The organism is Bacillus cereus group sp. N21 (assembly GCF_016483395.1).
In the GTDB taxonomy this organism is placed as follows: Bacteria; Bacillota; Bacilli; order Bacillales; family Bacillaceae_G; genus Bacillus_A; species Bacillus_A pseudomycoides.
In genome coordinates this window covers 63,894-77,338 of the sequence record NZ_JAEHBX010000010.1, presented here as the reverse complement: position 1 = coordinate 77,338, position 13,445 = coordinate 63,894, and the positions used below count along the sequence as shown (strand labels likewise).

Here is a 13,445-nt window from a genome sequence, read left to right as displayed (position 1 = left end):
CAAGATATATGTATAAATTCTTTCTTTTTTTAACTTTTACTTTTCGACATGACAAGTCCTTTTTTTCAATACAAAGACTATGAAACAACATTCTAAAACTCATGTCAATAAAGTGCTTTTCGAAAAAGTTGTCAACGAATTTAATCATATTTACAAAAATGTTATCAATATGTTTTGTCAAAAAACAGTAAATGCTGGAGAAATATATTTCTCCAGCATCACATAAAAAAGAACAGAATTTACGAGATAATCTGTTCGAAACCGGTTACACATTATTCAAATCACACAAGTAAGGATTTCTCTCTCTTGTGGATTAAACATTTATTAAATCGAGTACATATACTTTCTTTTTTGTTACACAATAAAACATATCATTGTAATGAAAAGGACAATTATTATGGCACACCAATTTATTCGTTAGTGTGATGAGAATTTTAAAAAGACTGTACACAAAGCATCGCTCATTCGCAATGTTCAATACGTAAAATATCCTTTATAAATAAATGATGAAAATTTTCGTCTTTATCTTGCATTGTAAATACTGGCGCTTCTTCATCAAAATATACAACCATTCCCTCTACATATTGATTCATATGCTGAAATTTCACAGTTGCTCGAATGTGAATTTCTTGCTCATATGCTACTTTCAATTTTTCTATAACTTCTTCTGTACGTTTCTCAGGAAACATAACCATTCCTACGAATCGTTTTCCTGTACCATCTTTCCACATGTAGTCCCAGTGCGGTAAAATACCTTGTTTAAATTCTCCCATAATTCTCCTCTCCCTTTTCCTTCTATTAAGAACGCGGTGTTTCTATATATGTATAAATAATTTTCCCGCCGTGCTGTGCATTCCCACTGAAATGTTTAAAATCTTCTCGATTTACTACAACCTCACGAAACGTATAAAATACATCCTTAGTTACAATATACTCTTCTATCTCTCCATTTTTCAGTTGATCTAAAATTGTATTTGCTAATTGTTTATCCATGTATTTCACCTCTCTGCAATATTTTATCCTATCTTTCACAAGTCGACAATGTTAAATTTCTTACATTCACAGCAAGTATCATATACTACCATAACGGTTCATCTATACTGAATCAATTCGATATTCAAGCTTATCCTATAAAATTCAAGAAATTGATGAATAACTGGTTGAAACTTTATTTTATGTTACAATAAGAATGACAACTAGGAGGGATAATATGATTCGGAAAGCAAAAAAGACAGATGCGAAGGCAATATCTCCTTTATTGTATAACGCTCTGCATGAAATTGCTGAAAAAATCACAGGTGGGAGAACAGGAACAGAAGTCTTGACAGGGCTTGAAACTTGGTTTTCAAAAAAAGAAAATCGACTTAGCTACGAGAACTGTTTCGTTGAAGAACAAGATGGACAAGCAATTGGAATCATCGTAGCCTATCATGGCAGCCATGCAAAACAACTAGATACTCCCATTGTAAAACACTTACGAAAAATCCATCAAGATTCATCTATTACGCTAGAAAAAGAAGCTGAGCTCGATGAATATTATATTGACACATTATCCGTTTCAAACACATATGGCGGACGAGGGATCGGCTCAAAATTGATTAAAGCAGCAGAAAATGATGCCTATGAAAAAGGCTATGAGAAAATCGCATTACTTGTAAATTTAGAAAACAAGCGAGCTTTCTCTTTATATAAAAAACTTGGCTACCAAGAGGATAAAACGGTTATGCTTGTTGGAGAGCCATATGCTCATTTAGTGAAACCACTATATAAAAAAGCTTTCGTTTCTTAAAAAAAAGCACACGATTCTTTATTGTAATCGTGTGCCTTTATGTTAAATTGGTATTCAATATATTTCCATTCATTGCTTCATGAAATGTATATTCTGTACAACTCCATGGCTTCCCATGAAAAATAGGCGGACCAGACCATCCTCTAGCACGTAGCTCAGCCCCAATCATCGTATTAAAATAACTATGCCCTATGAGCGCAATTTGCCCATGTACTAACGCATATCCGACTAATGTATCAGCTGCTTGCTTCGCTCTTCCTTGTACTTCACGATAAGACTCAACACCTTTAGAATATCCAATCATCCATAATGTACGCCCAATAAATGTCCATACTTCCGGTTTGCACTTCACCCATTTCGGAACAAAGAAACTAGATGGTACTTCTGCCTCTCGAAAAAGGGAGCTTTGTATAAAAGAAAGAGAATTCGTTAATTCTGCTGCTGGCTGTACCGTACGTTTTTGATCACTCGTTACAATAAGCTTCGCAGATTCGATTACTTCAACCGTCTCAATTGGTATGTCCATACTTTTTTCCATACCGTCTAAATCGTACCGCTCCATCCATTTGTGGAACGATGATACTGTCATTGATTCTGTAACATTGTTCAAGCGACCGTGACGAATAAAAGAAATTCGCATCTTCTCCACTCTCCATTCACCGCTCATTACCTATATTATTATGCACTTTTTCTTATTATCATCATACCATGGAGAAAGAGAAAGTCATACTTCCTTACATATCCGCACCGCTCTCATGAGTGACAGAAGCATGCATACCATCTAATCCATCAAAATATGTATCTGTTTCATGGATACGAATTATTTTTAATTGCTTATATGAAAATAAGAATAAAAGGATCATTATAAAACTTCCAACAATTTTAAACAACATTTTTACCGCCCCCAGTTTATTATACCCCTATATACTGATATAAGCACTTTTTTATCAATTCCCTCTCCTAAAATAGAAAAATACTTTATACATTTCTTATGAAAAATGACTATTTTTTGAAATTTTCTCATGGAAACATTTACAAACAGGGGAATATAGTTCAAAATAAAGGGAAATAAAAAAGAACAACATTGTTCTTTTTTTGGTAAAACTGTAACAAGGAGAGTTGCTTATGAAAACCGCAGAAACTGGAGATATTATCGAATTTAAAGGTGGAATGCAAGGCCGTGTTCAAAAAGTAAATAAAAACTCCGTTATTGTCGATATAACAATCATGGAGAATTTTAGAGAACTAGATATGGAACCTCTTACAGTTGTAAATCACAAAAACTATACAGTTATCAATCAACATGCGTAATATAATAGAAAAAAAGGATCTGCATGTATCATACAGATCCTTTTTCATTAACGATTATCGATTGTTTCAGGATATAAATCGTGATTCATCATGCGATATTCTGCCATTTTTTCATATTTTGTACCAGGACGACCATAGTTACAATATGGATCAATCGAGATACCACCACGTGGTGTGAATTTCCCCCACACTTCAATATAACGTGGATCCATTAATTTGATTAAATCATTCATAATGACATTCATACAATCTTCATGAAAATCTCCATGGTTACGGAAACTAAATAAATACAATTTTAATGATTTACTCTCCACCATTTTTTGCTCTGGAATATAACTAATATAGATCGTTGCAAAATCTGGTTGTCCTGTTTTTGGACATAAGCTTGTAAATTCAGGACAGTTGAACTTTACAAAATAATCACGGTTTGGATGATTATTATCAAATGTCTCTAAAATTTTTGGGCTATATTCAAATAAATATTTTGTATTTTGGTTTCCAAGTAACGTTACATCTTTTAAATCTTCATCTAATCTTCCTGCCATTTTTCATACATCCCTTCAATTCGATTCCTTATACGCCTCGTTTATTTCCCCACACTAACGCGTGAAGCTGAGGTAATACTTTTGCGTCATTCATTTCTTTGCAATGAACAGCTTTTTCAATGAGCCATTCATATTTTTGTAGTAAATTCCTAATAAGAATTGCATCATCCACTGTTTTCGTATCATCATTTCCAACTTGTAAGAAAAACGGTACATGCAGATAACGCTCATGCACTTTTATCGCATATTCAAAATCGTGATCATCAAATACAACGACTTTTAAGCTAAAATCTTTTCCTGCTAATCTTTCAATAACAGAATCCAGCATAATAAAATCAGTTTTCATCTGTGAGCTTGGGGGCTTTGGCGAAATTGTTATTTCGTCAATATGAAGCAACCATTCCTGCCATTTACTTCCTTGCGTCTCAATGGCGGTGCGAATTTGTTTTTCTTGTAATAAAGACAGAAAATCGTCTATATTTTTCAACAACACTGGATTCCCACCTGAAATCGTTACATGTGAAAAATTTTCTCCACCAATTTCTACAAGCTCACTCCATATCTCTTCGGGAGTCATTTTCCGAATTTGTTCTTTCGCTGATCCATCCCATGTAAAGGACGAATCGCACCACGCGCAACTATAGTCACAACCTGCTGTACGAATGAACATCGTCTTTTGTCCAACAACCATTCCTTCACCTTGAATGGTCGGCCCAAAAATTTCCAGAACAGGAATTTTACTCACCGATCATCCACTCCCGTCTTACTTCCGCATAACTTGTTGGTGTTTCAAATAGACGAACAAATTCAACCCGTGCTCCTTTATATTCATTTGCACGGTCTTCTTTTGTAAGTGCCTCTGCCATCTTCTCATATATCCAAACGACCATATTTTCAGCTGTCGTATTCATCGCTGGTAATGTTTCATTTAAATAACGATGATCCAAATAAATTTCTATTTCATTTTTCCAAATTTCTTTTATATCTCCAAAGTCAATAGCAAGTCCAATCTCATTTACATATCCACTAATTCCAAAAACAACTTTGTATGTGTGACCATGTAAATTTTTACATTTCCCCTCATAACAGTGCAAATGATGCGCTGCATCAAATGTAAATTCCTTACTTACCATCACTCGTTTATTATGATATTTCAGTTGTTCACGTTGAATGTCCTTGTCCACTTTTTGTAAATTTTCTACAATGCGAAATCCAAAAAAATTCTGTTCCATTATGCGTTCGCTCCTTCGCGTTCTTGTAAATACGTATCTAAACCTGCTTTACGAAGTTTACAAGCTGGACATTCACCGCAGCCATCACCGATTATTCCGTTATAACATGTTAATGTTTTTTCTCTAACAAACTCAAATGCGCCAAGTTCGTCTGACAATTTCCATGTTTCTGCTTTATCAATCCACATAAGTGGTGTATGAATAACAAATGGATAATCCATAGATAAATTTAAAGTAACGTTTAACGATTTCACAAATACATCACGACAATCAGGGTAACCGCTAAAATCTGTTTCACATACGCCCGTTACAATATGACGTGCTCCAACTTGTTTTGCTAGCACAGCTGCAAATGATAAGAATAGTAAATTTCGTCCATCTACAAATGTTGATGGCAATTCACCTTCTTCATGTGTAATCTCCATATCCGTCCTCGTTAACGCATTTGGAGCAAGTTGATTTAATAGGCTCATGTCAAGTACTGTATGTTTAATTCCTAACTCTTTCGCAATATCAGCTGCACAGTCAATTTCTAACTTATGACGTTGATTATAATTAAATGTCACAGCTTCGACTTCTGCGAACTGCTGCATTGCCCAAAATAAACATGTTGTACTATCCTGGCCACCACTAAAAACGACAACTGCTTTTTCTTTTTTCATCTCACTCATTCTCCTTCTCTACTACGAATAAGAAGAAAGAACGTTCTTGAACTGTCACAATAAAAAAACAAAACAATACCTAAGGATATTGTTGTTTCCATAGTTTTTTATAGAGGGAGTTCGCGAACCTCTCCCATGTTATACATGGAATTTCTTCTTTCATTAACAACACATATTGTAACATACTGCACATATCCAGAAAAACATCTGATTTTTCTGTCTTTTTTTCAGGTTTAAGATTCATTTTCTTGTATTTTAATAGTATGATTATACTTATATAAATCCATTTTGATTTTCCAACATATAAGTCGCTGCTATAAAGAACAAAAGGTGACCGCTACTTATTTTCTCTCTTTGTTTTCACTTTGCATGGGGCAGAAAGAGGAGCTGACTGCTTCTATGCATGGCCGGATGCTCTCTCACCTAAAAAGAAAGGTTTTATGTCGGTTTTTCAATTTGTACTTATATAACACCATACATATGAGAATAGGGAGGAGATAAACCTGAAACTCTTTATTATTTATCTCTTTTTAAACATATTATCCATCCTCGTTATGATGCTAATATATCACTCATTTTGGAATCAAAAAGGGAAACATTCACCTAAGTTAAATTCAACCGTATTTATATTATTTTGCAGTGCTGCAACAATTCTTTGTATTTCTTTTGCAGCAAGGATGGATAATGGATTTCAATTTGATATGCGTCATATTGTATTAATTGTTGGTACGTTAACAGGAGGTCCTATTGCGGGTGGATCGATTTTAGCTGTATTAAACATATACCGTTTTTTGTTAGGAGGCATAGGAGTTTTTCCATCTATTATAGCTTCCATTTGCTTATATATTATTCTCCTTGCCACATACAGACTCTTTCAAAGAGGGAGCAATCATATAAAAGTAGTACTTGCTATTTTATATAGTTTTGTATACGTATTTAGCTGGATTCCTTTTTTCCTTGCTGAAGTTTCTAGCACTGAATATTACCTCCCTCATATTATTGTGTATGAATTATGTACCATCATTGGTACCATTCTTATTCTTTATTTACTAAACGTACTACAATTACAAATACGCCTACAAGAAGAACTAATTAACGCTGAAAAATTTCACCTAATCGGAGAAATGGCTGCCTCTATCTCTCATGAAGTTCGCAATCCTTTAACTTCAACGAAAGGTTTTTTACAACTCCTACAATCCGAAGAATGCTCTGAAGAAGATCGAAAATTATATACAGAAATTGCTATACGTGGTATTGAACAAGCAAATCACGTACTCACAGATTATCTAACATTTGCAAAACCAAGTATAGAAAAAGAACAAGTATTACAAATCGAAGATGAATTACTTCATGCTGTATCTCTCATTACTCCACTAGCTAATTTGACAAATGTTCGTATAACTTACACAAAGCAAAGCAACATCTTTTGTATTTCTGGAGAAAAACAAAAATTTAACCAATGCTTATTAAACATTTTAAAAAATTGTATTGAAGCCATGCCAAAAGGGGGAGATCTTATTCTCACATTAATACCGAGTCATACACAGATACAGTTGGCTATAAAAGATACTGGTATTGGCATGGATCTAGAACAACTGAAACGTCTTGGTTCTCCCTTCTATTCAACGAAAGAAAAAGGCACTGGACTTGGGATGATGGTCGTATTCAGCATCGTAAAAGCAATGGGTGGAAAAATCGATATTTCAAGTGAAAAAGACATTGGTACAACCTTTCTATTAACTTTCCCACTCATACAAAAAACGTGATGAAATCATCACGTTTTTTCCGTTTCATCAACAAGTTCCGCAAAAGTCTTTACTTTCCCATGCGGTTTTTGATTTTCTTTTCGTGCCTTCCAACTACGCTCTTGCTCTTTCTTTTTGTGTGACATGCTTTCAACTCCTTCTATGTTCTCTTTATGTATTATTCCAAAATAAAAGATAAAAATATGCATCAATCCAGTTTCTTCATCCTCCACTAATAATTAGTCCTCATTAATTAGGATTTTATAAGTGGTTTATCCCCTACCCATCTTCTTTTTCTGCATCTTAAGGAGTGGATATTACTACCCTCGAAAAGCAGGGATAAATAAGAAGAAGCGAGATAATTACTACCTCGCTTCTTCTTATTTATTCAATATAGTTCCCATGTAAATGGGAATTTTTCTTTACCTTTGCAAAATCGCATATTTTGCTTCTTTTAACTGTGTAAGATGGCGTTGTTCATGTAAATCAAGGAATTGAATCCATTGATATAGATTAAGCTCCTGAAACACAGGATGTTTTAACGAATTTTCGAACAATTCTTTTTCGTCTATAATACTATGCAGCGTATGCAATAATTCTGCGCGTGAATGTTCGAGTAATTGAATTCCTTGTTGTTTTTTCATTAATGTTTCTGTTGGTTGCATTTGTTGAGGTGCTTCTCGTTTATATGTTCGATCAAGAGTAAGTTGGAGATCTTTGAGTGGAACTACTTTTTTGTCTTTTTTCTGTAAAGCATACACAAGGGATGAAGTGACAGATTGTTCAATTAGGTGTAGATGATGCATAATTTGAATGATACTCCATTTATCACGGCGCGGTTTTACATTCACTTCCGTATCATTTAACATCTCAATTTCTGATAATAGTGTATTTCTTGTAGATTGTAACGATTGCAGCAAAGTTTCCAAACTAATATTCATATTAGATTGAAGCATAATTCTCCCCCCTCTTTTTTGGTAAAAAAAGGTGTTTCCAACTTAGAAACACCTTTAGATAAATCTGAATTTTCTTATATTATCTCATTGTTTTATAAATGTGTCGATTACAAAATGTGAAAAAAACAAGGTTGATTTTTACAATTTTGTGTCATCCACTGCATGTAACCACGTTTGAATCTCAGTGATTACGCCTTGCACACACCCATCTGTAAATGGAGATGTCAAATTCGCAATTTCTACTAATTGTAAGAAGGATTGACTTCCACCCTTTTGACAAAGGTTCACATAATCTTCCCACGCTTCTTGTCTATTGTCTCTTGCTCGCTTCCAAAATTGCAGTGCGCAAATTTGAGCCAATGTATAATCAATATAGTAGAAAGGTGAGCTATAAATATGCCCTTGACGCTGCCAGAAACCACCACGTTCTAAATAATCATTGTCTTCATAGTCTCGATGTGGTAAGTACTTTCTTTCAATATTACGCCATGCCGCTTTGCGATCCTCTGGAGATGCTTCCGGATTTTCATATACATAATGTTGATATTCATCAACAGATACACCGTATGGTAAAAATAGAAGTGCTGAACTTAAATGAGAGAAATAATATTTATCCGTATCTTCCTCAAAGAATAATTTCATCCATGGCCACGTGAAAAATTCCATACTCATAGAATGAATTTCACACGCTTCGTACGTTGGCCAATTGTACTCTGGAATTTCAAACTTCCGGCTCTCATATACTTGAAACGCATGACCTGCCTCGTGTGTTAACACATCAATATCACCTGATGTTCCATTAAAGTTCGAGAAAATAAACGGAGCTTTATAATTTTCAATGTATGTACAATAACCGCCACCAGCTTTTCCTTTTTTCGCAACTAAATCTAATAATTCATTATCTAACATAAAGTTGAAGAACTCATCTGTTTCTTTTGATAATTCTTTATACATTGTCTTCCCATGATTAATAATCCACTCTGCATCTCCCTTTGGAGTTGGATTACCTGTTGCATATTCAAAATTCTCATCATAGTAAGCAAGCTTTTCTACACCAATGCGTGCTTGCTGCCTTTTTCGTAATTCTGTCGCAACTGGAACGATGTAATCTAGTACTTGTTTACGATAATTTGCAACCATTTCCGCATTATAATCTGTGCGATACATTCTTGCATATCCAAGTTCAACAAAGTTTTTAAAACCAAGTGTTTTCGCAATCTTCGTTCTTACTTTTACAAGTTCATCATAAATACTGTCTAACTCTTCTTCATGCTCTTCTAAAAAACCATAATAAGCTTCACTTGCTCTTTTACGCATATCTCTATCCGTATGTTGCATAAAAGGTCCAAGTTGTGATAATGTTCTCTCTTCTCCTTCAAAATCAATTTTTGCAGCCGCTAAAAGTTGTGTATATTGCGAAGATAATTTATTTTCTAATTGTAAATCTTTCACAACCTCATCTGAATATGTTTTTGAATTACATTCTGCTAAAGCAAATAATTGTTTCCCATAATAAGCCTCCAGTTCATCACGAAACGGAGAATTCATCAATGCTTTATAATATTTCGTTACATAGCCTTGTACAATCGGAGAATACTCATCAAAAAAATCTTGTTCTTCCTTATAAAAGGGATCCGTTGTATCAACAGAATGGCGGATATAACAAATATTTCCCATTGTACCAAAATCATTGCGAATCTCATTAATTACACCAATTACTTGCTTTTGCTCTTCTATCGTCTTTACATTCTCAAACTGTTCTAAAGCTACAGTGAATTTTTCTTGCAACTCTTCCGTATTTGGGCGTGTATATTCATAGTTCTTAAATGACATGAATATGCCTCCTCTCAATTATATGTACCCTTACTATAATTCCATTTCCTTTTCTGAATCTCCTTTTATTCTTCAACAGAATCCATTAGAAACTGTAACATTCCATCCATACTTCTTGTAGAACGGTGAATGAAATTACTACCTATATAAAATGAAACTTCCATTCGTGAGTTTTTTCTTTATCCCTCAAACCCTCACCTATCTTTCCCGCTTCTCTCTGAATCTTGAGGAAGAGGTTTTTCTACCCGTAAATAGCGGGATAATCAAAAAAGCCTTTGACCATTTTACATCGAAAGCTTTTTTAACATGTTATATAAAACCATTTTGATTTTTCGACATATAAATCGCTACTATGAATAACAAAAGATGACCTGCGCTCTTTTCCTCTCTTTGTTTCCACTTGGCATGGAGCAGGTAAAGGATCTGTCCGCTTCTACGCATGGCCGGTCGGTCGCTCTCTCTCATCAAAAAAAGAAAGGTTTTCTGCCGTTTTTTCAATTTGTACTTATATAAATTGAAATTCCCATCACTACTCGGGACTTTGCGAGATAACCCTTTGTTAACTTCCAACACATAAAGTCATGGCTATGAACAACAAAAGGAAATTACTACTCATTTTCTCCTTTTGTTTTCACTTGGCATGGGGCTGAAAAAGGATTTGGCCGCTTCTACACATGGCCGGTCGCTCTCTCCCATCAAAAAAGAAAGGTTTTCTATCACTTTTCATATTTCCCAACTTTTTTAAGCAAAGATAACAGCTCATTTTTCTCATCTTTTGTTAACATTCCAAAGGAATCCTGTATAACTTTTTCATGCTTTGGAAAAATAGAAGCGATGAAGGTCTCTCCTTCTCCTGTTAACTGTGCATATATAACACGGCGATCATTCGGGCATGGAATTCGTTTCACAAGCCCCTTTTTTTCTAACTTATCAACAACATACGTAATACTTCCACTTGCAATTAAAATACGCTCTCCAATTTGTTGAAGCGGCTGACTACCTTTATGATATATCAATTCTAATACAGCAAACTCAGTTGGATTTAGTCCGTTACTTTGTATTGATTTATTTGTAGCATCCATAACAAAGCGGTGCACACGCGATAATGCAATAAACAATTTTAAAGATTGAGAAATCTCTTCCCTCTCATCACTCAACTTCATACGATTTCAACCCTTCACTTAAATTCACAAAAATTCGAGACAATCTACCAAATAAAAAGTTTTTCCATAAAGCAAAATAGCTATCAATGGTTCATCTTTGTCTCCGAATGATCGCTCAATCATTTCTCATTTTTACTCTTTCCCACATGCTAAGTACTAACTTTCACACATGAAATAAAAACATGACAATTTTAACACAGTTTATATATAATGATAATAAAAAAAGGAGTAGCAATCTTGAATGGAAAATTACGAAGCATAACTTTTTATATACTGCTTGTTATATTACCGACACTGGGAATCGGTGCAACTTTCTATTCTTATCACACCTACCAAATGCAACAGGAAAACAAACAAGCTGCTCATACTGTTTTATTTTTATATAGGGACTACTTAGATCACCGTATTGGCGAAGCAATTTCCGCCTTAGAGATGCTTGCTATGGTCGTAAATACAGAAACAGAAAATACAAACGGAATTCAGCAAATATTACACGATACCGATGAAAAAGACGAGCGTTTTTCTGGATTATATTATACAAATAAAAACGGCCTAATTACTGTAGCATCAAAAGGTTTAACAACAACAATTCAGGTTGCAGATCGGTATTATATAGCAGAAGCTTTTAAATCAAAAAAAACAACTGTATCATCTGTCATTACAGATCGGGTTCTTGGACACCAAGCTATTATGATTGCCACACCCATTTTTACAAAACACAAACAAATTTCTGGTTTATTGTTGGCTAGTTTACGCTTTGATTATATATTGTCTGCTTTAAATGCTATTAAACCACAATATCATTTTGAAGTAACCGATGAGCATGATGTAGTCTTTTTAACAGATGATAATAACGAACCAACTGGGCAACATACAAACAAAATTTCTACTCCACTACAAAAATTAAAATGGAAAGTTGCTGTTTCTCCATTACCTATTCATAAAACAACTTTATACAAAACCGTTGCGGTAGAATGTCTGGTTACTTTATTTTTAATGACAATTTTATTTTTACTCGTTCAATATATTTTGCTGAAACGACAAACAAGATTGGAGAGACAACAAAATGAAATACAAAAAATTGAATTAGTTGGTACTTTTGCAGCTAGTACAGCTCATGAAATCCGTAATCCACTTACTGGAATTAAAGGTCTTGTAACACTCTTAAAGGAAAAACATATACAAGAACAAGACCAATTTTATTTTTCTGTTATCGAACAAGAAATAAAACGTATCAATGAAATTGTTAGCGAATTTCTTATTCTTGGTAAACCAACAGCGATTATCGAAAAAAAGTATGATGTAAGGGATATTATCAAAGAGGTCTCATTAATTATTCGATCCGAAGCAAATTTGCATAATATTATATTCACCTTGCAGTTACCAGACCATCCTGTTCATATCCGTTGTTCAAAAGATCATATGAAACAAGTGGTTTTAAATATTACAAAAAATGCAATTGAAGCTATGTCACCTGGTGATGTATTAACAATTCAGGTAACCAGTAATAAAGAGCACGCACAATTACACATTATTGACACAGGAAAAGGTATTCCAAAGCATATTCAAAAACACCTCTTTCATCCGTTCTTTACCAGTAAAGATACCGGAACAGGTCTTGGTCTTGTCATATGCAAACGAATTATAGAAATGTATGATGGACAAATTGTGATTGATAGCACAAAAAATAAAGGAACCACAGTTCATATAAAGCTTCCATTAGATTCAGCATAATTATCCTTCTCTGCGGAGGGTAATTATGTTTATTTCATAAAAGCAGTCACAAACATTTTCCAAAAAGCACTTGATTTTCCTTCATATTCTATTTGAAAAAAGGGTACCTTCATAAATGCGAACCATCTTGGTGTTTTTTGTTCTTTATATCGTTGATACTGTACAATAAGCTTGTCCAATTCTTGACTCACTTGAATTGTTTCAGTACTGTTTAATCCGTTTGTTAAACCTAAATGAATCATTTCTTCACGCTTCATATGAATATCACGCGAAAGTTTTTCCATTGTGTACTCCCGTTTTGCTGTAAACATCCATATCCCCCTCATTATTCTTCCATACTCTCTACTTCATTTTCACTCCATACATTCAGACTACAAATGTATATTGTAACCGAATTAGAATACTCAGAAATTCTAACATTTTCTCCCTGTAATTTACAAATCTTTATCCTCACTTTGAGAATTATTACAAATTA

The 13,445-nt window shown here is 34.1% G+C and carries 17 protein-coding genes and 1 riboswitch; of the genes, 4 read left to right on the top strand and 13 right to left on the bottom strand.

The window, feature by feature from the left end:
• Nucleotides 1–461: 461 nt before the first annotated feature.
• Both JDS96_RS08300 and JDS96_RS08295 read right to left on the bottom strand, forming a co-directional pair.
• Entirely contained in the window at nt 462–773 is a 312-nt protein-coding gene (locus tag JDS96_RS08300) for a hypothetical protein (protein WP_003196094.1), read from the bottom strand.
• A gap of 25 nt (nt 774–798) precedes the next feature.
• Nucleotides 799–993 carry a hypothetical protein gene (locus JDS96_RS08295; RefSeq protein ID WP_003196093.1) on the bottom strand — a complete coding sequence of 65 codons (195 nt, stop codon included), beginning with the start codon at nt 991–993 and terminating at the stop codon, nt 799–801.
• Between the two features lie 217 nt (nt 994–1,210).
• On the opposite strand from JDS96_RS08295, the gene JDS96_RS08290 reads away from it, so the two are divergent.
• A complete protein-coding gene (locus JDS96_RS08290; RefSeq protein ID WP_003196092.1) occupies nt 1,211–1,789 on the top strand; it encodes a GNAT family N-acetyltransferase in 579 nt (192 codons plus the stop codon).
• 37 nt (nt 1,790–1,826) lie between these two features.
• On the opposite strand, the gene JDS96_RS08285 is transcribed toward JDS96_RS08290, so the two are convergent.
• Together JDS96_RS08285 and JDS96_RS08280 are read right to left on the bottom strand one after the other, a co-directional pair.
• Nucleotides 1,827–2,429 carry a histidine phosphatase family protein gene (locus tag JDS96_RS08285; RefSeq protein WP_199666582.1) on the bottom strand — a complete coding sequence of 201 codons (603 nt, stop codon included), beginning with the start codon at nt 2,427–2,429 and terminating at the stop codon, nt 1,827–1,829.
• Between the two features lie 94 nt (nt 2,430–2,523).
• Nucleotides 2,524–2,682 carry a hypothetical protein gene (locus tag JDS96_RS08280; RefSeq protein ID WP_003196090.1) on the bottom strand — a complete coding sequence of 53 codons (159 nt, stop codon included), beginning with the start codon at nt 2,680–2,682 and terminating at the stop codon, nt 2,524–2,526.
• A gap of 232 nt (nt 2,683–2,914) precedes the next feature.
• Between JDS96_RS08280 and JDS96_RS08275 the strand changes: the two genes are divergently transcribed.
• Complete coding sequence (locus JDS96_RS08275) at nt 2,915–3,100, top strand: YkvS family protein (RefSeq protein WP_003196089.1); 186 nt, start codon at nt 2,915–2,917, stop codon at nt 3,098–3,100.
• 47 nt (nt 3,101–3,147) lie between these two features.
• On the opposite strand, the gene queF is transcribed toward JDS96_RS08275, so the two are convergent.
• From queF to queC, 4 genes are read right to left on the bottom strand one after another with little or no spacing between them, the layout of a single operon-like run.
• Nucleotides 3,148–3,645, bottom strand: coding sequence for a preQ(1) synthase (gene queF / locus JDS96_RS08270; RefSeq protein WP_003196088.1), 498 nt, complete (start codon nt 3,643–3,645; stop codon nt 3,148–3,150).
• A 28-nt stretch (nt 3,646–3,673) separates the two neighbouring features.
• Nucleotides 3,674–4,390 (bottom strand): 7-carboxy-7-deazaguanine synthase QueE, encoded by a 717-nt coding sequence (gene queE, locus JDS96_RS08265; protein ID WP_199666581.1) that lies wholly within the window; start codon nt 4,388–4,390, stop codon nt 3,674–3,676.
• Complete coding sequence (queD, locus tag JDS96_RS08260; RefSeq protein WP_003196086.1) at nt 4,383–4,877, bottom strand: 6-carboxytetrahydropterin synthase QueD; 495 nt, start codon at nt 4,875–4,877, stop codon at nt 4,383–4,385. Before queD ends, queE begins: the two co-directional genes overlap by 8 nt.
• Nucleotides 4,877–5,539 (bottom strand): 7-cyano-7-deazaguanine synthase QueC, encoded by a 663-nt coding sequence (queC, locus tag JDS96_RS08255; protein WP_018764167.1) that lies wholly within the window; start codon nt 5,537–5,539, stop codon nt 4,877–4,879. Before queC ends, queD begins: the two co-directional genes overlap by 1 nt.
• A gap of 93 nt (nt 5,540–5,632) precedes the next feature.
• Nucleotides 5,633–5,676, bottom strand: a riboswitch (PreQ1 riboswitch).
• A 420-nt stretch (nt 5,677–6,096) separates the two neighbouring features.
• On the opposite strand from queC, the gene JDS96_RS08250 reads away from it, so the two are divergent.
• The gene (locus JDS96_RS08250; RefSeq protein WP_097794840.1) at nt 6,097–7,305 is read left to right on the top strand and encodes an ATP-binding protein; all 1,209 of its coding nucleotides are present in this window, start codon (nt 6,097–6,099) and stop codon (nt 7,303–7,305) included.
• Between the two features lie 8 nt (nt 7,306–7,313).
• On the opposite strand, the gene JDS96_RS31945 is transcribed toward JDS96_RS08250, so the two are convergent.
• The 4 genes from JDS96_RS31945 to JDS96_RS08235 form a co-directional block, all read right to left on the bottom strand.
• Entirely contained in the window at nt 7,314–7,430 is a 117-nt protein-coding gene (locus tag JDS96_RS31945; RefSeq protein ID WP_000018497.1) for a DUF6254 family protein, read from the bottom strand.
• A 276-nt stretch (nt 7,431–7,706) separates the two neighbouring features.
• Complete coding sequence (locus tag JDS96_RS08245; RefSeq protein ID WP_003196082.1) at nt 7,707–8,240, bottom strand: DinB family protein; 534 nt, start codon at nt 8,238–8,240, stop codon at nt 7,707–7,709.
• A 138-nt stretch (nt 8,241–8,378) separates the two neighbouring features.
• On the bottom strand, nt 8,379–10,073 hold the full coding sequence (locus JDS96_RS08240; RefSeq protein WP_003196081.1) for a M3 family oligoendopeptidase: 1,695 nt from the start codon (nt 10,071–10,073) through the stop codon (nt 8,379–8,381).
• A 716-nt stretch (nt 10,074–10,789) separates the two neighbouring features.
• Nucleotides 10,790–11,236, bottom strand: coding sequence for a MarR family winged helix-turn-helix transcriptional regulator (locus JDS96_RS08235; RefSeq protein WP_199666580.1), 447 nt, complete (start codon nt 11,234–11,236; stop codon nt 10,790–10,792).
• A 210-nt stretch (nt 11,237–11,446) separates the two neighbouring features.
• Here JDS96_RS08235 and JDS96_RS08230 point away from each other — a divergent pair, with 210 nt between their 5' ends.
• Entirely contained in the window at nt 11,447–12,970 is a 1,524-nt protein-coding gene (locus tag JDS96_RS08230) for a DUF3149 domain-containing protein (RefSeq protein ID WP_374220992.1), read from the top strand.
• 29 nt (nt 12,971–12,999) lie between these two features.
• Here the strand turns inward: JDS96_RS08230 and JDS96_RS08225 are convergent, their stop codons facing one another.
• Nucleotides 13,000–13,281, bottom strand: coding sequence for an aspartyl-phosphate phosphatase Spo0E family protein (locus JDS96_RS08225; protein ID WP_006094100.1), 282 nt, complete (start codon nt 13,279–13,281; stop codon nt 13,000–13,002).
• Between the last annotated feature and the right edge of the window lie 164 nt (nt 13,282–13,445).

What these genes read in the sequence shown, in the direction of transcription:
- JDS96_RS08300 (WP_003196094.1), bottom strand. Translation starts at nt 773, where the DNA reads ATGGGAGAATTTAAACAAGGTATTTTACCGCACTGGGACTACATGTGG.
- JDS96_RS08295 (WP_003196093.1), bottom strand. Translation starts at nt 993, where the DNA reads ATGGATAAACAATTAGCAAATACAATTTTAGATCAACTGAAAAATGGA.
- JDS96_RS08290 (WP_003196092.1), top strand. Translation starts at nt 1,211, where the DNA reads ATGATTCGGAAAGCAAAAAAGACAGATGCGAAGGCAATATCTCCTTTA.
- JDS96_RS08285 (WP_199666582.1), bottom strand. Translation starts at nt 2,429, where the DNA reads ATGCGAATTTCTTTTATTCGTCACGGTCGCTTGAACAATGTTACAGAA.
- JDS96_RS08280 (WP_003196090.1), bottom strand. Translation starts at nt 2,682, where the DNA reads ATGTTGTTTAAAATTGTTGGAAGTTTTATAATGATCCTTTTATTCTTA.
- JDS96_RS08275 (WP_003196089.1), top strand. Translation starts at nt 2,915, where the DNA reads ATGAAAACCGCAGAAACTGGAGATATTATCGAATTTAAAGGTGGAATG.
- queF (WP_003196088.1), bottom strand. Translation starts at nt 3,645, where the DNA reads ATGGCAGGAAGATTAGATGAAGATTTAAAAGATGTAACGTTACTTGGA.
- queD (WP_003196086.1), bottom strand. Translation starts at nt 4,877, where the DNA reads ATGGAACAGAATTTTTTTGGATTTCGCATTGTAGAAAATTTACAAAAA.
- queC (WP_018764167.1), bottom strand. Translation starts at nt 5,539, where the DNA reads ATGAAAAAAGAAAAAGCAGTTGTCGTTTTTAGTGGTGGCCAGGATAGT.
- JDS96_RS08250 (WP_097794840.1), top strand. Translation starts at nt 6,097, where the DNA reads ATGCTAATATATCACTCATTTTGGAATCAAAAAGGGAAACATTCACCT.
- JDS96_RS31945 (WP_000018497.1), bottom strand. Translation starts at nt 7,430, where the DNA reads ATGTCACACAAAAAGAAAGAGCAAGAGCGTAGTTGGAAGGCACGAAAA.
- JDS96_RS08245 (WP_003196082.1), bottom strand. Translation starts at nt 8,240, where the DNA reads ATGCTTCAATCTAATATGAATATTAGTTTGGAAACTTTGCTGCAATCG.
- JDS96_RS08240 (WP_003196081.1), bottom strand. Translation starts at nt 10,073, where the DNA reads ATGTCATTTAAGAACTATGAATATACACGCCCAAATACGGAAGAGTTG.
- JDS96_RS08235 (WP_199666580.1), bottom strand. Translation starts at nt 11,236, where the DNA reads ATGAAGTTGAGTGATGAGAGGGAAGAGATTTCTCAATCTTTAAAATTG.
- JDS96_RS08230 (WP_374220992.1), top strand. Translation starts at nt 11,447, where the DNA reads ATGATAATAAAAAAAGGAGTAGCAATCTTGAATGGAAAATTACGAAGC.
- JDS96_RS08225 (WP_006094100.1), bottom strand. Translation starts at nt 13,281, where the DNA reads ATGTTTACAGCAAAACGGGAGTACACAATGGAAAAACTTTCGCGTGAT.